This is a genomic window from Streptomyces sp. NPDC093795, from assembly GCF_044764665.1.
Taxonomy (GTDB): Bacteria; Actinomycetota; Actinomycetes; order Streptomycetales; family Streptomycetaceae; genus Streptomyces.
The window spans coordinates 980,459-1,002,634 of record NZ_JBIWIO010000001.1; the positions used below are offsets into that span (position 1 = coordinate 980,459).

Consider the following 22,176-nt stretch of genomic DNA (forward strand, 5'->3'; position numbering starts at 1 on the left):
TCAGGGCCAGGTCAGGGCCGGGTCAGGGCCGGATAGGGGCCGTCCCGGGGCGGCACCAGGGCCGTAACGCCGCCGCCCCGGGGTCAGGCGAGGGCCCGGCCGAGCAGGTACACGGCGGGCGCCGCGGCCGTCAGCGGCAGCGCCACCCCGGCCGTCATGTGGACGAAGCGGGACGGGTAGTCGTAGCTCGCCACCCGCAGGCCGACGAGCGCGCAGACCCCGGCCCCGAGGCCGAGCAGCGCCCCGGAGGTGCCCAGGTCGGTGAACCCGCCCGCCGCGATCCCCGCGCCCGCCGAGGCGAGCAGCGCGGCGACCAGGGACACCGGGCCGGGCAGCGGGAGGGCCCGCGCCAGGACGGCGGCGGCGACCGCGACCCCGCCGACGACCACCGCGTCGGGCGCGGCGCCGAGGTGCCCGGTGGCGATGACGGTCAGCGCCGCGGAGGCGATGGTGGCCATCAGGCCGTACATGCGCTCGTCCGGGTCGGCGTGGCTGCGCAGCTGGAGGACGAGGCAGAGCAGCACCCAGACGCCGAGCGTGCCGAGGATCGCGGCGGCCGCGTGCTCCCGGCCGGAGGCGAGCAGGGCGGCGTCGGCGGCGAGCCCGCCCGCGAAGGCGAGGGCGATCCCCTGCCGGGCGGGCCACATGCCGTTGAGCCGGAACCAGCCGGCGGCGGTGAGGCCCTGGAGCAGGACGAGCGGGACGAGCAGGCCGTACGTGCCGAGGGCGGCGCCCCCGGCGAGCAGCAGCCCGAGGACGGCGGTCAGCGCGGCGGGCAGCATCCCGGGCTCGATCACGGGCGAACGGCCTTCGGCGCGGGCGCGCTGGGCGGCGGTCATAGGGGCGGCGTTCCCGGTGTTCCCGCCGTTCCCGGAGGTCGTGGGCGAGGACCAGGCGGGGGCAGGGGCCGCGGCCGGGGCCGACACCTCATGCGGCTCGGACCGCGGCCCGGACTGCGGCTCCGCGTAGTAGCCGCCGGACCCCCCGTACGACGGGTACTGCTCGTACGACTGGTGCTGCTGCTCGTACGACTGCTGCGGCTGGTACGCCTCCTGCGCCCCATAGGCCACAGGGGCCACAGGAGCCACAGGGGCCTCGGGGTGCTCCTGCGGCTGGGTCTGCGCGGCCCTCGCGGCCTGGACCTGTTCGTACGAGACGGCCGGCTGGTACTGGGTGTCCCAGGTCTGCCCCTCCCACGTCTGGGTGACGTCGGGGCTGCGCGGGACCTCGTCCGCGCCCTGGCCCTGGTTCGCGTACGGGTCGTACTGCTGACCGCCGTAGTACTGGTCGTTGCTCATTGCTCTGGGATTCACCCTCCTGCGAACGGGGGGAGCACCTCGACCGTGCCGCCCTCGGCAAGCCGTACCGTCTCATGGCTCCGGGTCCCGACGGGGTCGCCGTCGACCAGGAACGAGCACCGCTTGAGGACCTGGACGAGCTCGCCCGGGTGCTTCGCGCGGGCCGCGTCGAGCGCCTCCGCGAGGTGCTCGGCGGTGTACGGCTCCTCCGCGACACCGGCGGCGGCCTTGGCCGCGGCCCAGTAGCGGATGGTTCCCGCTGCCATAGCGGCGCTCCCTTCGTTCGTGTGCGCGCCGCTCACCATGATGGGCTATGCGCGCCGACGACGGACGCCGTATCGGTGACACTTGCGGTGGAGAGGTGGCAAACCGCCTCGATACGGACATCGTCATCCGTACGCAACATGGCCCGCCGGGAGCTGGAAGTGATCAGGGAGACATCCACGATGTGAAATCAGCCCTCTCCCCCGGAAGGCATGTGGGCTATTCTGCTGGGCAGAGGATCCGGGCGACGTAGCCCCCGGGTCCTTTTGCGTTTTCCGACCGTTGTTACGGACGGATGAACAAAAGCTCTCGGGGCGCGAGAGCCGGCAGTGATCTGTACGAAGCAGTGCACGTCCTCGCAGGGACCGAGGAGGAACCGCGTAATGAGCGAGCGAACGAAGCACGACCGACCGACCACCGGGGCAGGTGGGGGGCGATGAGTTCACTGCTGCTCCTCACCAACGCCCTCCAGCCGTCGACCGAGGTGCTTCCCGCACTCGGTCTGCTGCTGCACAACGTCCGGGTCGCCCCGGCCGAGGGCCCCGCCCTCGTGGACACCCCTGGCGCGGACGTGATCCTCGTCGACGGCCGGCGGGACCTCCCGCAGGTGCGTTCGCTCTGTCAGCTGCTGCGGTCCACCGGGCCCGGCTGTCCGCTGATCCTCGTCGTCACCGAGGGCGGTCTCGCGGCCGTCACCGCCGACTGGGGCATCGACGACGTCCTCCTCGACACCGCGGGCCCGGCCGAGGTCGAGGCACGCCTCCGGCTCGCGATGGGCCGGCAGCAGATCGTCGCCGACGACTCCCCGATGGAGATCCGCAACGGCGACCTGTCGGTCGACGAGGCGACGTACAGCGCGAAGCTCAAGGGCCGGGTCCTGGACCTGACCTTCAAGGAGTTCGAGCTCCTCAAGTACCTCGCCCAGCACCCGGGCCGCGTCTTCACGCGCGCGCAGCTCCTCCAGGAGGTGTGGGGGTACGACTACTTCGGCGGCACCCGGACGGTCGACGTCCACGTACGGCGGCTGCGGGCCAAGCTGGGCCCCGAGCACGAGTCGCTCATCGGCACCGTCCGTAACGTCGGCTACCGCTTCGTCACCCCGGAGAAGGTCGACCGGGCGGCCGAGGAGGCGCGCGCCAAGGCGGAGGACGCCCGCGCGAGCTCCCACGTCAAGGGCGCCACGACGGACGTCACCCCCTCGGAGGACAGGAACGTGGCGGACGCCACAGTGCGACCTGCCGGTAGGTAGGTCCCCCCGCGTAGACTGCCGCGCGTGGCCAAGGTGACGCGGGATGACGTAGCTCGACTGGCAGGCACTTCGACCGCGGTCGTGAGCTACGTCATCAACAACGGACCCCGGCCGGTCGCCCCGGCCACGCGCGAGCGTGTCCTCGCCGCGATCAAGGAACTGGGCTACCGCCCCGACCGGGTCGCCCAGGCGATGGCGTCCCGGCGCACGGATCTCATAGGCATGATCGTCCCCGACGCGCGCCAGCCGTTCTTCGCGGAGATGGCGCACGCGGTCGAGCAGGCCGCCGCCGAGCGCGGGAAGATGGTGCTCGTCGGCAACTCCGACTACCGGACCGAGCGCGAGGTCCACTACCTGCGTGCCTTCCTCGGCATGCGGGTCTCCGGACTGATCCTGGTCAGCCAGGGCATGAGCGAGCAGGCCGCGAGCGAGATCGAGGCCTGGGACGCGCGCGTGGTGCTGCTCCACGAGCGGCCCGAGGCGATCGACGACGTGGCCGTCGTGACCGACGACATCGGCGGCGCCCAGCTCGCCACCCGTCACCTCCTGGAGCACGGTCACCCGTACGTGGCGTGCCTCGGCGGCGTCCCGAACACCCCGGCCGTCGGCGACCCGGTCGCCGACCACGAGGAGGGCTGGCGGCGGGCCATGCTGGAGGCGGGCGTCCCGATCGAGGGCCGGCTCTTCCAGGCCCCGTACAACCGCTACGACGCCTACCAGGTGGCCCTCAAGCTCCTCGCGGGCCCCGACAGACCGCCGGCCATCTTCTGCTCCACCGACGACCAGGCCTTCGGTGTGCTCCGGGCGGCGCGCGAGCTGCGCATAGAGGTGCCCACGGAGCTTGCGGTCGCGGGCTTCGACGACGTGAAGGAAGCGGCGCTCACCGACCCGCCGCTGACGACGGTCTCCTCGGACCGGCCGGCGATGGCCCGGGCGGCGGTGGACCTCGTCCTCGACGACTCGCTCCGGGTCGCGGGCTCGCGCCGCGAACGGGTGAAGCTCTTCCCGTCGGCCCTGGTGGTCCGCCGCTCCTGCGGCTGCGACGGCTGACCCTCCCCCCCCGCACTCCTTTATATGGGGCATACGGGGTTCTGTCGGGCTTCTCAGCCGCTCCTCAGACGGTTCTCATGTACGGCTCCGAGAGTCATACCCATGACGGACTTCCAGGAGCAGCAGCCGCAGCCGTACTACCCGCCGAGGCCGCCGTACGACCCGCCGAGGGTGTACGAGCACGCGGCGCCCGGAGTCACCGCTCCCGCCCCCTCCCGCCGCCGCGCCAAGCGCGGTGTCGGCCTCGTCGCGGCCGTGGCCATCGCGGCCGCCGCGGTCGGCGGCGGTACCGCGACCCTCGTCCAGGAGCTGGCCTCCGGCACCCCGGTCGCCGCGGCCTCCTCGCACGTCAGCGGCACCAACGTCTCCGCGAGCAGCACGGGCACGGTCGCCGGCGTCGCGGACGCCGTCTCCCCCTCCATCGTCGAGATCTCCGCCGCCTCGAACTCCGGCAAGTCCACCGGCTCGGGCGTGATCATCACCGCCGACGGCGAGATCGTCACCAACAACCACGTGATCTCCGGCGCCTCCGAGATCAGCGTGCGGCTCAGCGACGGCACGTCCTACGCCGCCGAGGTCGTCGGCACGGACCCCGACAAGGACCTCGCCCTCATCAAGCTGAAGGGCGCCTCCGGCCTCAAGGCCGCCACGCTCGGCGACTCCTCCACGGTGCGGGTCGGCGACCAGGTCGTGGCGATCGGCTCCCCCGAAGGCCTCACCGGCACCGTCACCAGCGGCATCGTGTCCGCGCTCGACCGGGACGTGACCGTCGCCAAGGACGACGACAGCACCGGCCAGGGACAGCAGCAGGGTCAGGGCCAGCAGTACGACCCCCGGCAGGGGTGGCCGTTCGAATTCGGCGGGCAGCAGTTCAACGGCGACACCGGCTCGTCGAAGACCACGTACAAGGCGATCCAGACCGACGCCTCGCTCAATCCGGGGAATTCCGGCGGCGCCCTGATCAATATGAACGGCGAGATCATCGGAATCAATTCGGCCATGTACGCGCCCAGTTCTTCGAACGGTTCCACCGCCGGAAGCGTCGGCCTCGGATTCGCGATTCCGGTCGACACCCTGAAGGCCGACCTGGACAGCCTGCGCGCGGGCGGCGACAACTGACCGGCGACCGGGCCTCGTGCGACGCTGAGCCCATGACGGGACAGCACAGCGAAGCCGAGCGCATCCTCATCGTCGACGACGAGCCCGCCGTACGGGAGGCCCTGCGCCGCAGCCTCGCCTTCGAGGGGTACGGGACCGAGGACGCCGTCGACGGTCTGGACGCGCTCACCCGGATGGAGTCGTACGCCCCCGATCTCGTCGTCCTCGACGTCCAGATGCCCCGCATGGACGGCCTGACGGCGGCCCGCCGGATCAGGGCCTCCGGGTCGACCGTGCCCATCCTGATGCTCACCGCCCGCGACACGGTCGGCGACCGGGTCACCGGGCTCGACGCGGGCGCGGACGACTACCTGGTGAAGCCCTTCGAGCTGGACGAGCTGTTCGCCCGGATCAGGGCGCTGCTCCGGCGCAGCTCGTACGCCTCCGCGACGGCCGGCGCCTCCGCCGACACCGACGTGCTCGCCTTCGAGGACCTGCGGATGGACCTGGCCACGCGCGAGGTGACCCGGGGCGGGCGGACGGTCGAGCTGACGCGGACCGAGTTCACGCTCCTGGAGATGTTCCTGGCGCACCCCCGGCAGGTGCTGACCCGGGAGCAGATCCTCAAGGCGGTGTGGGGCTTCGACTTCGAGCCGAGTTCGAACTCGCTCGACGTGTACGTGATGTATCTGCGGCGCAAGACGGAGGCGGGCGGCGAGCCGCGCCTCGTGCACACGGTGCGGGGCGTGGGGTACGCGCTGCGCGGAGGAGGCGGGGAGTGAGGAGTCCCCTCACCTGGTTCCGGTCACGGCCGCTGCGGTCCCGGCTGGCGCTCCTGACGGCGACGGCGGTCGCCGTGGCGGTGGCGGCGGTGTCGCTGGCCTGCTGGTTCGTGACGCGGGCGCAGCTGGAGGCGGAGCTGGACTCCTCGCTGCGCGACACCCGGCTCACGGACGGGCAGGCGCGGATGCTGCTCGGCTCCTGCGCCCCGGGGGCTCAGAACCGCCCGCTGGCCGGGCCCGCGCAGACCCTGCAGATCGTCACCGCCACCGGCGACCTCTGCACGCTCGGCACCTCCCCGATCCCCGCCCGGGCCGAGGACCTCGCGGTCGCGCGGGGCGAGCAGCCGTTCGCGCTGCACACCACGAACGCCGAGAACGGCACGGAGATGCGGGTGTACTCGTATCCCGTGTCGATCGCCGGCCAGCCGGTCGCGGTCTCGGTCGCCCGTCCGCTGCACGAGATCGACAACTCGATGTCCACCCTGCGCTGGGTGCTGCTCCTGGTCTCCGGGATCGGGGTCGTCGGCGCGGGCGCGGCCGGACTGTGGGTGGCGCGGACCGGCCTCGAGCCGGTGAACCGGCTGACCGGGGCGGTCGAGCACGTGGCCGCGACGGAGGACCTGACCGTGCGCATCCCGGTGGAGGGCGAGGACGAGATCGCCCGTCTGTCCCGCTCCTTCAACGCGATGACGGCGGCGCTCGCGATCTCCAGGGACCGGCAGGCGCAGCTGATCGCGGACGCGGGCCATGAGCTGCGTACCCCGCTCACCTCCCTCCGTACGAACGTCGAACTGCTCGCGCGCAGCGAGGAGACGGGCCGGGCGATCCCGCCGGAGGACCGGCGGGCCCTGATGGCCTCGGTGAAGGCGCAGATGACGGAGCTGGCGGCGCTGATCGGCGACCTCCAGGAGCTGGCCCGTCCGGACACGGCGCAGCCGGGCCCCCTGGAGGTGGTGCCGCTGCACACGATCCTGCGGGCGGCCCTGGACCGGGCGCGGCTGCGCGGCCCCGGGCTGACCCTCGTCACGGACCTGGCGCCCTGGTACGTACGGGCGGAGCCGGCCGCCCTGGAGCGGGCCCTGATGAACGTCCTGGACAACGCGGTGAAGTTCTCGCCGCCGCGGGGCACGGTCGAGGTGACGCTGATGCGGGGCGAACTGACCGTCCGCGACCAGGGCCCCGGCATCGCCCCGGACGAGCTCCCGCACGTCTTCGACCGCTTCTGGCGCTCCCCCTCGGCCCGCAGCCTCCCGGGCTCGGGCCTCGGTCTGTCGATCGTGGCGCGTACGGTCCACCACGCGGGCGGCACGATCGCCCTCACCCCGGCGGAGGGCGGCGGGACGGTGGCGACGGTACGGCTGCCGGGGGCGCCGACACCGCCGCCGGAGGGGTGACCGGGGCACCTGACGCCGGGGGCGCCCGGACCGGGGCAGAGGGGCCGCCCTCCCGACAGAGCGAGGGGCCGGGCATCCGCGTCGCTGCGCATGCCCGGCCCCGGTGTCATCGCCGGATCACAGGATGTCCTTGTAGGCCCCCCAGTCGGCGATCGTCGACATCTTCGCCGGAGTGCCGAAGCTGCCGTCGCCCTTGCCGGGCCACTGCCACAGCTGGCCACTGCTGTCGACACCGGCCATGTCGCCGTAGCGGTCGCTGTTGAAGTCACCGGCGAACACCTTGGTGACCGTTCCGAAGCCGTTCGGCGCCCAGGTCTGCCTGACGCCCTGGGTCCAGTGGGCGTCGGGCGCGGAGGGGCCGGGGTGCAGCTCCAAGGTCGTCGGGTAGGGCATCTTCGCGATGTCCATACGACCGTCACCGGTCACGTCCAGCGCGGAGAACTCGGTCTCCGTGCGCCCTGCGTAGATGTACTCGTTGCCGTAACCCGAGCCGAGGGTGGAGTTGATCCCGCCGTCCCCGTCGCCGGGCCACCAGAAGATGCTGTCGTCGTTGTAGTTGCCCTGTTCCGAGCCCTGGCCGCAGGCAGCCGCGATGTCCGTCTTTCCGTCGCCGTTGAAGTCGGAGGCGAAGGCGACCCGACACGGATTGTGGACGCCGGGGTTGAAGTAGGCCTGGGTCTTGTACCGGTTGTCCATCAGCGGTTGAGCCGTCGCGCCGACCCCGCTGTTGCCGTCTCCCGCCCACCACCGCACCGAGATGCCGTCGAAGGCCGCGATGTCGCCGAACCCGTCCCCGTTGAAATCGCCGGCGAAGACGTTGACGTACGCGCTGCCGCGGCCGTCGGTCCACAGCATCCGCTTGTTCCCGACGGTGCCGTTGCCGTTGCCCGGGAAGAGGGCGAGATTGCCGTCCGTCTGGAGGGCCACGACATCGGACACCCCGTCGGAGTTGAAGTCCTGCGGCGGGGTGATACCGGGGGTGACGCTATGGACGTCGCAGGCCGGCAGCCCGGGGTAGGGTTCCGCTCCCACGCCGGTGATCTTGTCGGCCGGTACGAAGCCCCAGCCCTGCCAGTTGGTCCAGCCCGCCGCCGTATCGCCCTTGACGTAGTACCAGATGCGGTTTCCCGCGCCGTTCATGTCACCGCTGCGCCAGCACACGAAGCCGTGCGGGCCCGCTAGGAGCTGCCCGGTCGTCTGCGACGTGGTGAACGGCTCGACCTTCACGTCGGACGCCAGGCTGTCGCAGTTCATCTCCTTGGTGAACGACCTGCCGTCGGGGTCCGTGTAGCTCACGTCCGTGACCAGGAAGCACTCGCCGTTGTTCGCGATCTCCACGGTGAACTTCGCGTACGCCGTCAGGAACTGCCGAGTGCTGACAGCCTTGGCGCCCTCGGCGGCGAGGGAGGTCCGCACCCCCAGGTCCACCAGACTCGTGCCCCTCTGCGCCGCTGCCTGTGCCGCGCTCGTCGCGTTCAGGGTCACCGCGCCCTTGGGACAGGAGTAGGAGGAGTTCTTCGTCTTCCACAACGGCTGGACGTTCCACGTCGTCGTGGCGTCGGCGCGTCCCGTCTCCCACAGTTCCACGGGAGAGGTGGCACAGTCCCCCGTGTACCCTCCGAGATCCTTGAGGGACAGCGTCGCGTTCAGTACCTGCCGCCCGGCCAGATAGGGAACGTCCACCTGGAAGAACGCGCGCGTACGCGAGAACTTGCCGTCGGTGTCTTTGTAGTTCCCCATCCAGAGGCGCTCCGGGTCCCAGTGGTGCCATGTGGGGGACCACTCGTGCACCGCGTATCCGCCGGGCAGCTCCGCACTGAACGTCGGGTCCACGTACACCGGATAGGTGGTCCCGGGACCGGTCAGCACCGTCTGGTCGGGGACGACGGAGAGGCTCTCGCCCGCGACCGCGGTCTCCATGACCGCCTGCTTCCTCTTGCCGCCCTTACCGCTGTCCCACATCAGCGGCGCCGGCCCGGAGAACCGCGTACGACCCTTGACGTCGGCCGCCCTCAAGCCCTGCTTCTCGCCGGCGGTCAGCTTCAGCCCGTTCGACGTGACGCCGTACGTCAGCTTCTTCAGCTTCGGGTTCTTCGCGGCCTTGGCGTCCTTGACGACCAACAGCTGCTGGAACCCCTTCGCGTCGACCTCGACCCGGAGGTCGATCCCGGGCAGCACCTCGGAGTACGTCGCCACCGAGCCGGCCAGCGTCGGCTTGGGCAGTTTGCCCGGCCAGCTGTACTCCAGGACATGCGTGTCGTCGTTGAGCCGGACCAGCGGGCCCGTGCCGCCGTCGGAGAGCTCGATGCCCGCCGCTGCGGCCCTGGGCCTCACCCCGTCCTTGCCGGCCACCAGATCGGTGTCGATCGCGACCCACTTGCCGCCCAGACGTGTCCGTACCGGCTTCAGGTGCGTCGTCACCGTCAGCGTGCCGGACGGATTCGCGTACACCTCGGACGTCTCGGTGCGCTGCTCCACGATCTCCACCGGATCCCCGGAGGACTTCGCCTTCGCCAGCGCCGACACCTCGATACCACCAGCCGCCTCACCGGAATCCGGTTCGGGGACCGCCGCGGCTATTCCCAGCCCTGTTCCCAGGGTGGAAAGAGCCACGAGCAGGCTCAGGGCGAGCGCGGATCCACGACCGCGCCCCCGCCCTGTGTCATTCCTCGTCAACATCGAAACTTCTCCGGATCTGGAAGTACCACACTCCCCTCGTCAGGATGCCGGAAGCCCCTGACATGCCCCTGATGATCCGCCTCCGGGGCGGTGACGCACGACCTAGTTGTGCCGGAGCAGGGCTTCGACGAGGCCCGTCCGGGTGTTCGGGAAGTCCATGGGGACGATCCCGAGCCCGGTCCTCCCGGCCGCCCAGGCGCCGTCGAGGAAGCCGTGGACGCGCGGGTTCAGCCGGTCGGAGTTCCAGCGGGGCGGCAGGGACGCGGAGGTGCTGACGAAGTTCACGTACAGCCGGCCGGGCTGTTCGGCGGCGGCGCGGAAGTGGGCCTCGATCTTCGGGTACTTGGCGTCGGGGAGGGCGTTCCAGTCGTCCTGGATCGCGAAGGCGGAGCCGTCGCCCCACCGCAGGCCCGGCAACCCGCCGTTGTCGGCGAACAGGACGACCCGGCCGCGCGCCTCGCCGAGGAGGGGCAGCCGGTCCCCGATGCGGAAGAGGGAGCGCCAGCCGCGTCCGTCGAGGTAGTCGTCGAAGACCGCGCGGAAGGTGGCGTCGGACTCCTGGGAGTACTCCTGCTTGACCCGCATGAGGACGGTCTCGGAGGGGTGGGCGGCGAGGAAGTCGCGACAGGCCACGAGGACGTCCCCGAACATCATGTTCTGGTAGGAGGCGCCGTGGTGGATCGCGAAGGATCCGCCGGTCACCCGGCATCGGATGTCCAGGAAGCGGATACCGCTGTCCAGCTGCTGGGCGATGGTCGTGTTCTGACAGGCGCTCCAGGGGCCGCCGTACCGGGCGCCGGAGTCGTGGGTGCCGGGGATGGTGAGCTTCTGGAGCGGGGTGGGGTCGCCGTGGCCGGCCATCCAGTCCTGCGGCCCGAGGGTCCGGGTGCGCGCCCGGGCGGGCGCGGTTCCGAGCAGGAGGGTGGCGGTGGTCGCCGCGGCGCCCGCGAGAAGGCTTCGTCGGTCCATGACCCGGATTATGACGGGTACGCGTCAAGAAACCCAGACGGGCGACGCGTACGGCGGACGAGAGGAGGCGCACACGGAGAGGCCGGGCAGCCGCCTCGTGGCGGATGCCCGGCCCGCTGTCATCGCCGGATCACATGAGGTCCCTGTAGGCCCCCCAGTCGGTGGTCGTCGACATCTTCACCGGGGCGCCGAAGGTGCCGTCGCCCTTGCCGGGCCACTGCCACAGCTGGCCACTGCTGTCGACACCGGCCATGTCGCCGTAGCGGTCGCCGTTGAAGGCACCGGCGAACACCTTGGTGACCGTGCCGAAGCCGTTCGGCGCCCAGGCCTGCCTGGCACCCGAGCCGTAGGAGGAGTTGGGTGCGAGGGGCCCCGGGTTCAGCTCCAGTACCGTCGGAGAGGCCATCCTCGCGATGTCCATGCGGCCGTCACCGGTGATGTCCATCGGGGAGAACTCGGTCTCCGTACGGCCCGCGTAGAGATACTCGTAGCCGAGACTCGCACCCAGGGTGCCGTTGATCCCGCCGTCTCCGTCACCGGGCCACCACCAGATGGCGTCGTCGTTGTAGTTGCCCTGTTCCGAGCCCTGGCCGCAGGCGGCCGCGATGTCCGTCTTGCCGTCGCCGTTGAAGTCGGCGGCGAAGGCGACCCGGCACGGCTCGTGGATCCCCGGGTCGAGGTAGACCTGGCCCCCGTACTTGTGGTCTATCAGCGGTTGAGCCGTCTGGCTGACCCCGCTGCTGCCGTCGCCGGGCCACCACCAGACACGGGCGTTCTCGAAGCCCCCGATGTCACCGATCCCGTCCATGTTGAAGTCACCGGTGAAGATGCTCTTGTACGCGGTGCCGCGCCCGTCGGTCCACATCATCCGCTTGTTCCCGAGGGTGCCGTTGCCGTTGCCCGGGAAGAGGGCCAGATTGCCGTCCGCCTGGAGGGCCACGACATCGGGCACGCCGTCGGAGTTGAAGTCCTGGGGGGGAGTGATGCCGGGAGTGACCTTGTGGGCGTCACAGGCCGGCAGCCCGGGATAGGGGTGCGTACGGATGTCGGGGATCTTGTCGGCCGGGACGAAACCCCAGCCCTGCCAGCGGGTCCAGCCCGACGCCGTGTCGCCCTTGACGTAGTACCAGATGCGGTTTCCCGCGGCGTTCATGTCGCCACTGCGCCAGCACACGAAGCCGTGCGTGCCCGCAAGGAGCTGGCCGGTCGTCTGCGACGCGGTGAACGGCTCGACCTTCACGTCGGACGCCAGGTTCTTGCAGGTCACCTCCTCGGTGAACGTCCTGCCGTCGGGGTCCGTGTAGAACACGCCCTTCTTCGGGAAGCACGAGCCGTCCGCCATGAGCTCGGCGGTGAACTTCGCGTTGACCGTCGGGAAGTGCCGCTCGCTGGCCACCTGCGCGTCTTCTGCGGTGCCGGAGATCCGCATGCCCATGTCCACGAGACTCGTGCCACTCGTCGCGGCGGCCTGCGCCGCACTCGTCGTGTCGAAGGTCATCGTGCCCTTGGGGCAGGAGTAGGAGCCGATCTTCGTCTTCCACACCGGCTGGTTGGCCCACGACGTCGTGCCGTTGGCACGGCCCGTCTCCCACAGGTCCACGGGGGCGAGGGAACAGTTCCCCGTCCAGTCCGAGCGGTCCTGCAGGGTCAACGACGCCTTCACCACCTGGCGGTAGGCCAGGTAGGGAACGTCCACCTGGAAGAACGCGCGGTTGCGAACGTACTTGTTGAGATGGGCGCTCCAGTAGCTCCCCATCCTGATCCAGTCCGCGTTCCAGGCGTGGTAGTCGGGGTGGGAGTCGAACACATTGTGTGCGCCCGACATGCCCGTGGTGAACGTCGGGTCCACGTACACCGGATAGGTGGTCCCGGGACCGGTCAGCACCGTCTGATCGGGGACGACGGAGAGGCTCTCGCCCGCGACCGCGGTCTCCATGACCGCCTGCTTCCTCTTGCCGCCCTTACCGCTGTCCCACATCAGCGGCGCCGGCCCGGAGAACCGCGTACGACCCTTGACGTCGGCCGCCCTCAAGCCCTGCTTCTCGTCAGCGGTCAGCTTCAGCCCGTTCGACGTGACGCCGTACGTCAGCTTCTTCAGCTTCGGGTTCTTCGCGGCCTTGGCGTCCTTGACGACCAACAGCTGCTGGAACCCCTTCGCGTCGACCTCGACCCGGAGGTCGATCCCGGGCAGCACCTCGGAGTACGTCGCCACCGAGCCGGCCAGCGTCGGCTTGGGCAGCTTGCCCGGCCAGCTGTACTCCAGCACATGCGTGTCGTCGTTGAGCCGGACCAGCGGACCCGTTCCGCCGTCGGAGAGCTCGATGCCCGCCGCCGCGGCCCTGGGCCTCACCCCGTCCTTGCCGGCCACCAGATCGGTGTCGATCGCGACCCACTTGCCGCCCAGACGCGTCCGAACCGGCTTCAGATGCGTCGTCACCGTGAACGTGCCGGACGGATTCGCGAACACCTCGGACGTCTCGGTGCGCTGCTCCACGATCTCCACCGGATCCCCGGAGGACTTCGCCTTCGCCAGCGCCGACACCTCGATACCACCAGCCGCCTCACCGGAATCCGGCTCGGGGACCGCCGCCGCAATTCCCAACCCTGTTCCCAGGGTGGAAAGAACCACGAGCAGGCTCAGGGCAAGCACGGACTTACGACTGCGCCCCCGCCCTGCGTCATTCCTCGTCAACATCGAAACTTCTCCGGATCTGTCAGTACCACGGGCAGCGGGGAAGCCCCGGGAAGGGATGAGAAATGCCGGCCGGGGTCAGGAGTTTGTCGGCCTCCATCGCGCCCCAACCCTCGAAGGCCTCGAACGGCGCGACCGCCGTGTTGCCCTTCGTGTAGTACCAGACGGTGTTTCCGCCGGAATGCGGCTGGCCTCGCGTCCAGCACACGAAGGTGCTCAGCGTCGAGGTCTTCTTTCCGGTGAGCGGGCTGTCGTAGGACGCGCGCCCGTACACGTTTCCGGCGACGTTCTCGCACTTGACGTCGGTGCGGAACACATTGCCCAGCTTGTCCTGGTGGAGGACGTTCTCCTGCAGCACGCAGGTGGTGGCGTGGGCGGTGCCCGTGCTCAGTCCGCTGGTCAGCAGCGGAAGGGCGAGGGCCGTCACGGTGAGGCCGCGGACGGTACGGCCGACGCGGCCGAGGCGGCCGGGACGGCGGAATCGGCCGAGACGGGACACGCCCTCCGGCCGGCTGTTGTCATGGATTGCACGCATGCGTATGGCCCCCTATCCCCAAGAGCACTTTCGCAGCCCCGGGAAGGGCGCCTTGGTGGTGCCGAGCGCATTCGCCGGCATATAACCCCAGGCCTGCTGGCCCGGGTTGTTCACGACCACGTCGCCCTTGGTGTAGTACCAGACGCTGTTCTTCCCGGCGTGCGGAGCCCCGAGCTTCCAGCAGGCGAACCAGCTCGTGGTCTTCGTCATCCTCCCGGTGACCGGGGATCCGAAGAAGGACTGGGAGGTCACATCTCCCACCGTGTTGGTGCAGTAGAGGTCGATGGGGAAAGACATTCCTCCCCAGTCGGCGTGCGGCGAGTTCTCTCGGATTTCACAGCCGGGTTCGGCGGATACAGCGGGGGCGCTTCCGACGATTCCCCATGCACCGGCCATGGCGAATACGGGCAGCCAGGCCCACAGCCGGGCCTTTCTTGTTCTCATTCGAGCTCCCTGTGAGGCAGACCTCGCCAGGATGCCGGAAGCCCCTGACATGCCCCTGATGATCTGCCTCCGGAAAGGTGACGCATTACCCTCTGCGGGATACCGCACGGTCGGTTTTTAGTATCCTGGCCCCCCTCCCGAATGACGTCCTGACCAGACGCTCAATCGGCCCATACCTCTGACCAGGGGGCCTGATGGCCAAGCAGCAGCGGGCGATGCGTACACGTCGACTGATCCTCGACACGGCCGCCACGATGATCGAACGCAACGGGTACACGGCGACCAGCATCGACGGCATCTCCGCGACAGCGGGTACGACCAAGGGTGCGGTCTACTTCCACTTCCCGTCGAAACGCGACATCGCCGCCGCCCTCTTCGACGAGGCGCACGACTCGCTCCGCCAGATCGCGCTCGCGACCCGGGCCCGCGGCCCCGAGGCCTCGTCGCTGCAGAGCCTGATCGACACGACCCATCTGCTCGTACGACAGTTCAACCGGGACGCCGTGACCCGGGCCTGCATCCAGCTCTGCCTGGAGCCCCACAGCCCGGCGCCCCAGGCGCGTGCCTACCGGCTCACCTGGGCGAGCACCGTACGGCTGCTGCTTGAATCGGCTTCCGTCCGCCGGGAGTTCAGGGAGGGCGTCAGCGCCCACGCCGTCGCCGCCCTCGTCATGTCCACGGCCGCCGGCGCCGAACTGCTCGCCGGACGGGAGGGCAGGCTGCTGCGACCGCACCTGACGACCGCGATGTGGCGGGTGATCCTGCCGGGGCTTGTCACGCCGGAGCGCGCCGCGACCCTCCACCCGGAGGGCTCCCCCGGGATACGGCTCGCGGATCCGAGCCCTCAGGCACACTGAGGCACACCGGACGATGACGCGGGGGGGCTCCGCCCGGCCGACATCGCCCGGCGACCCGGCGGCCGACACCGCCCGGCGGCGCACCGCCGGGCGATCGTCACCTCGTCAGTCCGCGGAACCAGGGACTTCCGGGCCGTCGGGGAACGTCATCCCGCCCTCCGGCTTCAGGCCACGCAGCGCCTCCGGCGTGGCCAGGCCCGGCAGCACCACCTGCCAGAAGGCGGTGATCCGCTCGTCCAGGTCCTCCCGCTGGGTGAGCACCTGAGCCATCAGCTGCGTTCCCGTGAAGAGCGCGACGATGAGCTGGGCCACGGCCCGTACATCCACCTCGGGGCGCAACTCCCCTTCCGTACGGGCCTCTTCCAGCAAGGCGCGCGCCGGCTCCACCCAGCGCAGGTAGGGCTCGGGGTCCGGCTCGGTGAACGACCCCTGCTCGATGACCAGCCGTATTCCGGCGCGCACCAGGGGCACGTGCTTCAGCGCGTGGGCCACCGCGTGCGTGGAGTCGATCGCCTGCTGGAGGGGAGAGCCCTGCAGTTGCAGCTCCGCCAGGGCCGAGAACTGCGCCTCGATCACTCCACGGGCCAGTTCTTCCTTCGACGAGAAGTGGAAGTAGAGCGCCCCCTTGGTGGCGCCCGAGACAGCGATGATCTCCGAGAGGGGAGCCGCGGCGAAGCCCCGCTTCTCGAAGACGATCGATGCGGCTTCCAGAATCGCCCGGCGTGTCCGCAACGCCCGCTCCTGTACGACCACTTGGCTTACCTTGCCCCTCACGCCGGCAGCACTTCACAGTCATCTGGGCCCCCGACTGTGATGTCTACCGACTAAAAACCGGTTGGTAGGTATTGTACTTGTGAAGCAAGGTACACACTTCATCCACTCCTCTCCGATGCAGGAGTCACCACGTGTTGATGACCGACGCCACCCTCACCCACGGCACGTCCATCCCACAGGCGGTCCCGGCCCAGCGCTTCACCCGCACCGTGCCTCGTTCCTACGTCCATCGCGCCGCCATCGCCGAGGTACTGATCACCCACTGGCAGACGGAGGGCCCCGACAGCTTCTCCGTCGACGCGCAGTGGCCCCGTGCGCATGGCTTCTACGGCGCCGTGGGCGGCCGCTGGCACGATCCCCTGCTGGTCGGCGAGACCATGCGGCAGGCCCTGCTGCTCATCGCGCACGCCGAGTACGGCGTGCCGGCGGGCCATCAGTTCCTGATGGGGGACAAGTTCTTCCGGATCACCCCGGAGGGCCTGTGCCTCGAAGGGGCGCCGGCCGACGTCACCCTGCACATCCGGTGCCACTCCGTCCGCCGCACCGGTTCGAGGTTCGCGGGGATGCGCACCGAGATCACCTTCCAGCGCGACGGCGTGGTCATAGGCACCGGCGGAGGAAGCCTCAGCTGCATCAACCCCAACGCCTACGCGCGGGTGCGCAGCGCGCTCGGCGAGCTGCCGCGGCAGGACACCGTGCCGTCGCCGCTCACCTCCCTCGCCCTGCTGCCGCCCGTCGACGCGGCGCTGGTGGACCGCGACCGCGCGCGGGACGTGGTGCTCTCGCCGGGCGACCAGGCGGGCACGTTCCTGCTGCGCGCGGACCGCACGCACCCCGTGCTCTTCGACCACCCCGTGGACCACGTGCCGGGCATGCTGCTTTCGGAGGCCGTGCGCCAGGCGGCCCACCATGTGCTTCAGCCCCGGGACGTGCTCCCGGTCGGGCTGAGCATGAGATACGAGCGCTACGTCGAACTGCACATCCCGTGCACGGTCCGCGCCGTCGCGGAGGAGTCGCAGGACCGCAACCACCAGGTACGGGTGACCGTCGAGCAGTCCGGACGCACCGCCGCCGAGGGCACGCTCACCGTCGTCGAGCGGAACTGAGCGCCATGACCTCGTGAGCCGGCGGCGGAGGCACGAAGGCGGCTGCACGAAGGCGGCTGCACGAAAGACGCGGGCCCCTGTGTCAGGGGCCCGCGGCAGCGCGCCGGCACGCACCGCCGTCGCCGTTCTCGTGTGGTGCGCCGGGCCGCGCGCCCGGCCCGGCTCGCCCACCGGTCAGGCACGCGCCTCCATCGTCTGGAAGACCTCCGCGAGCCTGGCCCTGGTGGTGACGCTGACCTCGCGCAGGTGCTGGGCCACCTCCAGGTACGAACGGGCCTGCGACACCTCGTGGTAGGAGACGTCGTGCTCCTTGCAGTACTCCATGACCAGCGGCCGGGCGCGGCGCAGGTTGACCCGCGGCATGGACGGGAAGAGGTGGTGCTCGATCTGGTAGTTCAGACCGCCGTACATGAAGTCCGTGAACCTCGTCGAGTAGATGTTGCGCGAGGTGAGCACCTGGCGGTGCAGCCAGTCGACCTCCACGTCGTCGCGGTGGACGACCATGCCCTTGTGGTTGGGGGCGAAGACGGCACCGAGGTAGATGCCGAAGACGGCCTGGTTGACCAGGACGAAGAGGATGCCGAGGCCCGGGTCGAGGACGTAGAAGACGGCGGTCAGGTACGCGGCGAAGTGCACGAGCAGCAGGCCGAGTTCCATGACGGGGATGCGCAGCAGACCGGCCTTGGCGGCCGAGAAGCCGGCCTTGTGCATCCGGAAGGCCTCCTGCACCAGCAGGACGAAGAACATCACCGACTGGTGCCGGATGACGAAGCGGTGGAAGGGCGAGCGGGCCTTGGCGGCGTACTCGGACGGCGCGAAGATCACCTGGCGCCGCATGGTGTCCGGGTCCTTGTCGAGGTTGTTCGGGTTGCTGTGGTGGCGGTTGTGGTGGTTGACCCACCAGCCGTAGCTGACACCGAGCAGGACGTTCATGTGGATCCAGCCGAGCACGTCCTGGGTCTTTCGGGCGCGGCTGACCTGCTTGTGGCCGGTGTCGTGGGCGATGAACCCCGCCTGGACGAAGCAGAAGGCCAGGAAGACCGCGACGGCGAGCTGCCACCACGAGTTGCCGAGCAGGGCGAAGACCGTCCAGCCGGCGACGGTGAGGACCAGATTGAGCACGATCTTCACGGCGAAGTATCCGGGCCGGTAGTCCATGAGCCCGGCGGCTCGTACCTTCTTGAGCAGTTCGTCGAAGCTGGCACTGGGCGAGATCCGCAGATCCTGCCCGTCAGCGGGGAATTCGGCGGCGGCCATGGCCGCCGCGAGGTCCTGGGTCTTGGGTGACATGCGTGCGGAACTCCTGGTTCGGTGTCCTCGGGGAGGGGGTGCGGCGCGGCAGGGGGGGTCGGCTCAGGCCTGCGTCACCACCAGTACGGCGTTCTGGCCTCCGAAGCCGAACGAGTTGGAGACGGCGGCCCGGACGGGGACGGCCCGCGGCGCTTCCGTGACCACGTCCAGCTCCACCTCGGGGTCCTGCTTGACCACGTTGGCGGTGGGCGGCACCAGTTGCTGCTCCACCGCGAGGACGGTGAAGACCGCCTCCAGCGCGCCGGCCGCGCCCAGCGCATGGCCGGTGACGCCCTTGGTGGAGGTCACGGCCGGCCGGTCGCCGAACAGCCGCCGCAGCACCTTGGCCTCGGCCGCGTCGTTGAGCGGGGTGGAGGTGCCGTGGGCGTTGACGTGGTCGATGTCCTCGGGCGTCAGGTGGGCGTCGGCGAGGGCCGCGCGCAGCGCCCGTTCCACGCCCTGGCCCGAGGGGTCGGGTGCGGTCGGGTGGTGGCCGTCCGCGGTCGCTCCGTAGCCGCTGATCCTGGCGCGTACCCGGGCGCCGCGGGCGGCGGCGTGCTCGGGCGTCTCCAGTACGAGGATTCCGGCGCCCTCCGCGGCGACGAAGCCGTCGCGGTCGACGTCGAACGGCCGGGAGGCGGCGGCCGGGTCCTCGGTGCGCCGGGAGAGGGCGCCCATCCGGGCGAAGCCCGAGATGATCGAGGGGGTCAGGCACGCCTCCGTACCGCCGGTGATCACCACGTCGCAGGTGCCGGAGCGCAGCAGTTCACGGGCCGTGCCGATGGCGGTGGCCGAGGCGGCGCAGGCGGTGGAGACCACCAGGTTGGGGCCGAGCGCCCGGTGCTCGATGGCGAGCTGGCCGGCCACCATGTTGGTGATCAGCATGGGGATGAGCATCCCGGAGACCTGCTCGGCTCCCTTGTCCAGGAGCGTGCGGTGCTGTTGCTCCCAGGTGGCGGTGCCGCCGACGGCGCTGCCGAGGACCACGCCGACGCGGGTGCCGTCCCAGGTGGCCGGGTCGAGCCCGGCGTCCTCCAGGGCCTCCTTGGCCGCGACCATCGCGAGCTGGACGAAGCGGTCGAGGCGCCAGGCCTTGCGCCGGCCGATCAGGGCGTCGGCGTCGAAGCCGGGGACCCGGCAGCTGAAGTCGACCGGGACACCGGTGAGCGCCGGGTCGGTCGTGGCGGTGGGTATGCCGGAGCAGACGCGTTCCCAGCTGCCGGGGACGCCGACACCGGCCGGGGAGACGATCCCCAGACCGGTGACGGCGGCGTCGAACCGGTGTGTCGCGGGCCTGGTCATCAGGCGGCCGCGACCTTGGCGTCGACGATCACGGCGACCTCGGCCACCGTCTGGCGCGGCGAGAGCTCGTCGTCCGGGATCTCGACGGACATCTCCGACTGGACGACCAGGGTGAACTCGACCAGCGCGAGCGAGTCGAGGTCGAGCTGCTCGAAGGTGGCCTCGGGCGTGACCTCGTCGTCGGTGACGCCGAAACGCTCGACGAGGATGGCGGCGATGCGGTCGTAGGTGGTGACGGTGGTGCTCATGGTGTGGGTGTCCTTCCATGGGGTGGGGTGGAGATGTCCGCACGGACTGCGGAGACGGAACGGGTACGGGTGACGGGTGACGGGCGGCCGTCGCGGGAGAGGTCGCCGGCAGGGGAGAGCCCGAGCAGGGAGGCCAGCTGCCTGGCGAAGGCATCGCCGGCCGCCCGCGCCGCCAGGGCGCTCATGCGGGGGTGATGTCGGGCCACCGGAGCAGGCACGACCCCCAGGTGAGACCACCGCCGAAGGCACTGGCCAGCACCCGGTCGCCGGGGCTGAGCTCCCCGGCGGCCGCCGCGTCCGCGAGGGCGAGCGGAATGGAGGCGGCCGCGGTGTTGCCGACGCGGTCGATGTTGCTGATACGGCGCTCCGGCGGGACGCCGAGCCGGTCGGCGACCGCGTCCAGGATCCGCAGGTTGGCCTGGTGGCCGACGAACCGGTCGATCCGGTCCGTACCGTGCCCGGCTTTGGCGAGCACCCGCTGCGCGGACTCGGTCATGCGGAGCACGGCGTGCCGGTAGACCTGCTTGCCCTGCATGAGGAAGTACTCCTCGCCGGGGGCGGCCGGCCGGCCGCTGGAGCGCTGCCGGGAGCCGCCCGCCGGGATCATCAGCAGCTCGGCGAGGGAGCCGTCGCTGCCGAGGTCGAAGGGGCCGATCGCACCAAGCTCGTCCGGCTCCCCGGCGCGCAGGACGAACGCCCCGGCGCCGTCGCCGAAGATCGCCGAGGTGGAGCGGTCCGCCGGGTCGACGATGGTGGTGAAGGACTCGGCACCGATGAGCAGCACGCTGTCGGCGGTGCCGGAGGCGATGAGTCCGGTGGCGGTGGCGAGCCCGTAGAGGAAGCCGGTGCAGACGGCGGCGACGTCGAAGGCCGCCCGGCCGCCCAGGCCGAGACGGTCCGCGACCTGGGGGGCGGTTGCCGGGCTCAGGTGGTCGGGGGTGGTGGTCGCCACGACGACCGCGTCCACCTCGTCCACCCCGGCCGACTTCAGCGCGCGGGCCCCGGCCTCGAAGGCGAGGTCGCCGGTGGAGGTGCCCTGGTCGACCACGTGCCGCTGCCCGATGCCGGTACGGGACCGGATCCACTCGTCGCTGGTGTCGAAGCGCCGGGCGAGGTCCTCGTTGGTGACCACCCGTGGCGGCAGCCAGCCGCCGATGCCCGCGAGGACGGCCGCGCGACTCATGCCAAGGCCTCTTCCAGGCCCATGTACTTCAGCCGGCTCTCCTGCATCTCCTCGGTCCACTTCTCGGCCTGGGCCTGGCGCTCCTCGGGCGTCGTGTCGACGAGCCGGCGGCCGGGCCAGATCTCGTAGTCCCCGACGACGTCGGCGTGCTGCTCCAGGCCCTTCTGGAAGATGACCTCGCGCCGGTGGACCATCGCGTGGCCGGGGAGCACGTCCCACAGCCCCATGCCCTCGCGGATCAGCGCGACGGCGCGCTCGCGCTCCTCGGGGTGGGCCTCCAGGTACTCGCGGGCGGCGGCGGCGCCGACGGTGAGGTGACGGATCTCGTCGATTCCGGCACCGCGCTCGATGTCCGCGGCGGCCGGGTTGAGCGGACGCCACTTGCGCTCGCTGAGCTCGGCTGCGGGCGCGAGGACACCCTCGACGATGATGGTGAGGATCAGTACGCCACCGAGGAAGTCGCGCTGGTCCCGCATGACCTTGAGGGCGTACTCCTCCAGCGGGTCGAGGACCTCCGCCCGGTCCTTGGCGGCGATCTCGTGGATCCGCTGCCACAACTCCTCGCGGGGGACGCCCAGTTCGACGAGGTGGTTGCGGAAGACCATGGAGTGGCGGGCCTCGTCGATCACCTGGGTGGCGTAGAACTCCATGGTGTCGACGGTGGGCGCGATCGGCACGAGGTAGCCCAGCGCCCGGGTGGCCTTCTCCTCGGCGATGGCGCGGAAGGACAGCTCCTGGGTGATCGCCTCGCGCAGCGGCCCCTCCTCGCGCATGTAGTCCGGGATGGTCACCTCCGGGGCGTGTCCGGCGATGTGGCCGCGCAGGGTGGCGGGCATCGCCTTCAGCCAGTACGCGAGGTTCGCGCTCGCCGGGGTGAGCTCCAGGGTCTTGGCGCCCTCGATCAGGTCGGGCGCGGTGTCCCAGCCGGCCTCGGCGGGAAAGGTGTCGGTCGTCGACGTCAT

At 70.6% G+C, this 22,176-nt stretch carries 21 protein-coding genes; 7 read left to right on the forward strand and 14 right to left on the reverse strand.

What is annotated here, in order from left to right; all coding sequences use genetic code 11:
- Positions 1-83 precede the first annotated feature (83 nt).
- Positions 84-1,298 (reverse strand): hypothetical protein, encoded by a 1,215-nt coding sequence (locus ACIRB7_RS04750; protein WP_403592275.1) that lies wholly within the window; start codon positions 1,296-1,298, stop codon positions 84-86.
- Between the two features lie 11 nt (positions 1,299-1,309).
- Positions 1,310-1,564, reverse strand: a complete 255-nt coding sequence (locus ACIRB7_RS04755; protein WP_030323286.1) for a MoaD/ThiS family protein — start codon at positions 1,562-1,564, stop codon at positions 1,310-1,312.
- Between the two features lie 434 nt (positions 1,565-1,998).
- Between ACIRB7_RS04755 and ACIRB7_RS04760 the strand changes: the two genes are divergently transcribed.
- The 5 genes from ACIRB7_RS04760 to ACIRB7_RS04780 all read left to right on the forward strand — a co-directional run bounded on the left by ACIRB7_RS04760 (position 1,999) and on the right by ACIRB7_RS04780 (position 7,135).
- Positions 1,999-2,811 (forward strand): response regulator transcription factor, encoded by an 813-nt coding sequence (locus ACIRB7_RS04760; protein WP_403592278.1) that lies wholly within the window; start codon positions 1,999-2,001, stop codon positions 2,809-2,811.
- A 24-nt stretch (positions 2,812-2,835) separates the two neighbouring features.
- Positions 2,836-3,861, forward strand: a complete 1,026-nt coding sequence (locus ACIRB7_RS04765) for a LacI family DNA-binding transcriptional regulator (RefSeq protein ID WP_403592281.1) — start codon at positions 2,836-2,838, stop codon at positions 3,859-3,861.
- 102 nt (positions 3,862-3,963) lie between these two features.
- Entirely contained in the window at positions 3,964-4,980 is a 1,017-nt protein-coding gene (locus tag ACIRB7_RS04770; RefSeq protein ID WP_403592285.1) for a S1C family serine protease, read from the forward strand.
- Positions 4,981-5,012: 32 nt separating this feature from the next.
- The gene (locus ACIRB7_RS04775; RefSeq protein WP_403592288.1) at positions 5,013-5,741 is read left to right on the forward strand and encodes a response regulator transcription factor; all 729 of its coding nucleotides are present in this window, start codon (positions 5,013-5,015) and stop codon (positions 5,739-5,741) included.
- Complete coding sequence (locus ACIRB7_RS04780) at positions 5,738-7,135, forward strand: sensor histidine kinase (protein ID WP_403592291.1); 1,398 nt, start codon at positions 5,738-5,740, stop codon at positions 7,133-7,135. The genes ACIRB7_RS04775 and ACIRB7_RS04780 overlap by 4 nt, the downstream gene beginning before the upstream one ends.
- A 117-nt stretch (positions 7,136-7,252) precedes the next feature.
- On the opposite strand, the gene ACIRB7_RS04785 is transcribed toward ACIRB7_RS04780, so the two are convergent.
- From ACIRB7_RS04785 to ACIRB7_RS04805, 5 genes are all read right to left on the reverse strand, one after another.
- Positions 7,253-9,748 (reverse strand): FG-GAP-like repeat-containing protein, encoded by a 2,496-nt coding sequence (locus ACIRB7_RS04785; protein WP_403592294.1) that lies wholly within the window; start codon positions 9,746-9,748, stop codon positions 7,253-7,255.
- Between the two features lie 168 nt (positions 9,749-9,916).
- Positions 9,917-10,783: a phosphatidylinositol-specific phospholipase C gene (locus ACIRB7_RS04790; protein ID WP_403592297.1), complete on the reverse strand. Its 867-nt coding sequence runs from the start codon at positions 10,781-10,783 to the stop codon at positions 9,917-9,919.
- A gap of 130 nt (positions 10,784-10,913) precedes the next feature.
- Complete coding sequence (locus ACIRB7_RS04795; protein ID WP_403592299.1) at positions 10,914-13,412, reverse strand: FG-GAP repeat domain-containing protein; 2,499 nt, start codon at positions 13,410-13,412, stop codon at positions 10,914-10,916.
- An 85-nt stretch (positions 13,413-13,497) separates the two neighbouring features.
- The gene (locus ACIRB7_RS04800; RefSeq protein WP_403592302.1) at positions 13,498-14,010 is read right to left on the reverse strand and encodes a hypothetical protein; all 513 of its coding nucleotides are present in this window, start codon (positions 14,008-14,010) and stop codon (positions 13,498-13,500) included.
- 12 nt (positions 14,011-14,022) lie between these two features.
- On the reverse strand, positions 14,023-14,307 hold the full coding sequence (locus ACIRB7_RS04805; RefSeq protein ID WP_403592305.1) for a hypothetical protein: 285 nt from the start codon (positions 14,305-14,307) through the stop codon (positions 14,023-14,025).
- A gap of 341 nt (positions 14,308-14,648) precedes the next feature.
- Between ACIRB7_RS04805 and ACIRB7_RS04810 the strand changes: the two genes are divergently transcribed.
- Positions 14,649-15,311 carry a ScbR family autoregulator-binding transcription factor gene (locus ACIRB7_RS04810; protein ID WP_403592308.1) on the forward strand — a complete coding sequence of 221 codons (663 nt, stop codon included), beginning with the start codon at positions 14,649-14,651 and terminating at the stop codon, positions 15,309-15,311.
- A 105-nt stretch (positions 15,312-15,416) separates the two neighbouring features.
- On the opposite strand, the gene ACIRB7_RS04815 is transcribed toward ACIRB7_RS04810, so the two are convergent.
- Positions 15,417-16,064: a ScbR family autoregulator-binding transcription factor gene (locus tag ACIRB7_RS04815; protein WP_403592311.1), complete on the reverse strand. Its 648-nt coding sequence runs from the start codon at positions 16,062-16,064 to the stop codon at positions 15,417-15,419.
- Positions 16,065-16,222: 158 nt separating this feature from the next.
- Between ACIRB7_RS04815 and ACIRB7_RS04820 the strand changes: the two genes are divergently transcribed.
- Positions 16,223-17,191: a ScbA/BarX family gamma-butyrolactone biosynthesis protein gene (locus tag ACIRB7_RS04820; RefSeq protein WP_403592520.1), complete on the forward strand. Its 969-nt coding sequence runs from the start codon at positions 16,223-16,225 to the stop codon at positions 17,189-17,191.
- Between the two features lie 174 nt (positions 17,192-17,365).
- On the opposite strand, the gene ACIRB7_RS04825 is transcribed toward ACIRB7_RS04820, so the two are convergent.
- The 6 genes from ACIRB7_RS04825 to ACIRB7_RS04850 all read right to left on the reverse strand — a co-directional run bounded on the left by ACIRB7_RS04825 (position 17,366) and on the right by ACIRB7_RS04850 (position 22,176).
- Positions 17,366-18,481, reverse strand: a complete 1,116-nt coding sequence (locus ACIRB7_RS04825) for a fatty acid desaturase family protein (protein WP_403592314.1) — start codon at positions 18,479-18,481, stop codon at positions 17,366-17,368.
- A gap of 63 nt (positions 18,482-18,544) precedes the next feature.
- Positions 18,545-19,783 (reverse strand): beta-ketoacyl-[acyl-carrier-protein] synthase family protein, encoded by a 1,239-nt coding sequence (locus tag ACIRB7_RS04830; protein ID WP_403592316.1) that lies wholly within the window; start codon positions 19,781-19,783, stop codon positions 18,545-18,547.
- The gene (locus ACIRB7_RS04835; RefSeq protein WP_403592317.1) at positions 19,783-20,031 is read right to left on the reverse strand and encodes an acyl carrier protein; all 249 of its coding nucleotides are present in this window, start codon (positions 20,029-20,031) and stop codon (positions 19,783-19,785) included. The genes ACIRB7_RS04830 and ACIRB7_RS04835 overlap by 1 nt, the downstream gene beginning before the upstream one ends.
- The gene (locus ACIRB7_RS04840) at positions 20,028-20,216 is read right to left on the reverse strand and encodes a hypothetical protein (RefSeq protein ID WP_403592318.1); all 189 of its coding nucleotides are present in this window, start codon (positions 20,214-20,216) and stop codon (positions 20,028-20,030) included. Before ACIRB7_RS04840 ends, ACIRB7_RS04835 begins: the two co-directional genes overlap by 4 nt.
- Positions 20,213-21,214 (reverse strand): beta-ketoacyl-ACP synthase III, encoded by a 1,002-nt coding sequence (locus tag ACIRB7_RS04845; RefSeq protein ID WP_403592320.1) that lies wholly within the window; start codon positions 21,212-21,214, stop codon positions 20,213-20,215. Before ACIRB7_RS04845 ends, ACIRB7_RS04840 begins: the two co-directional genes overlap by 4 nt.
- The gene (locus ACIRB7_RS04850) at positions 21,211-22,176 is read right to left on the reverse strand and encodes a VlmB-like protein (RefSeq protein ID WP_403592322.1); all 966 of its coding nucleotides are present in this window, start codon (positions 22,174-22,176) and stop codon (positions 21,211-21,213) included. The genes ACIRB7_RS04845 and ACIRB7_RS04850 overlap by 4 nt, the downstream gene beginning before the upstream one ends.

Bases quoted from the DNA above. Each gene is read 5' to 3' on its own strand.
- ACIRB7_RS04820 (WP_403592520.1), top strand. From the start codon at position 16,223: ATGACCGACGCCACCCTCACCCACGGCACGTCCATCCCACAGGCGGTC.
- ACIRB7_RS04805 (WP_403592305.1), bottom strand. From the start codon at position 14,307: ATGTCTTTCCCCATCGACCTCTACTGCACCAACACGGTGGGAGATGTG.
- ACIRB7_RS04770 (WP_403592285.1), top strand. From the start codon at position 3,964: ATGACGGACTTCCAGGAGCAGCAGCCGCAGCCGTACTACCCGCCGAGG.
- ACIRB7_RS04790 (WP_403592297.1), bottom strand. From the start codon at position 10,783: ATGGACCGACGAAGCCTTCTCGCGGGCGCCGCGGCGACCACCGCCACC.
- ACIRB7_RS04845 (WP_403592320.1), bottom strand. From the start codon at position 21,214: ATGAGTCGCGCGGCCGTCCTCGCGGGCATCGGCGGCTGGCTGCCGCCA.
- ACIRB7_RS04830 (WP_403592316.1), bottom strand. From the start codon at position 19,783: ATGACCAGGCCCGCGACACACCGGTTCGACGCCGCCGTCACCGGTCTG.
- ACIRB7_RS04760 (WP_403592278.1), top strand. From the start codon at position 1,999: ATGAGTTCACTGCTGCTCCTCACCAACGCCCTCCAGCCGTCGACCGAG.
- ACIRB7_RS04775 (WP_403592288.1), top strand. From the start codon at position 5,013: ATGACGGGACAGCACAGCGAAGCCGAGCGCATCCTCATCGTCGACGAC.
- ACIRB7_RS04825 (WP_403592314.1), bottom strand. From the start codon at position 18,481: ATGTCACCCAAGACCCAGGACCTCGCGGCGGCCATGGCCGCCGCCGAA.
- ACIRB7_RS04800 (WP_403592302.1), bottom strand. From the start codon at position 14,010: ATGCGTGCAATCCATGACAACAGCCGGCCGGAGGGCGTGTCCCGTCTC.
- ACIRB7_RS04835 (WP_403592317.1), bottom strand. From the start codon at position 20,031: ATGAGCACCACCGTCACCACCTACGACCGCATCGCCGCCATCCTCGTC.
- ACIRB7_RS04810 (WP_403592308.1), top strand. From the start codon at position 14,649: ATGGCCAAGCAGCAGCGGGCGATGCGTACACGTCGACTGATCCTCGAC.
- ACIRB7_RS04750 (WP_403592275.1), bottom strand. From the start codon at position 1,298: ATGAGCAACGACCAGTACTACGGCGGTCAGCAGTACGACCCGTACGCG.
- ACIRB7_RS04755 (WP_030323286.1), bottom strand. From the start codon at position 1,564: ATGGCAGCGGGAACCATCCGCTACTGGGCCGCGGCCAAGGCCGCCGCC.
- ACIRB7_RS04840 (WP_403592318.1), bottom strand. From the start codon at position 20,216: ATGAGCGCCCTGGCGGCGCGGGCGGCCGGCGATGCCTTCGCCAGGCAG.
- ACIRB7_RS04850 (WP_403592322.1), bottom strand. From the start codon at position 22,176: ATGACGTCGACGACCGACACCTTTCCCGCCGAGGCCGGCTGGGACACC.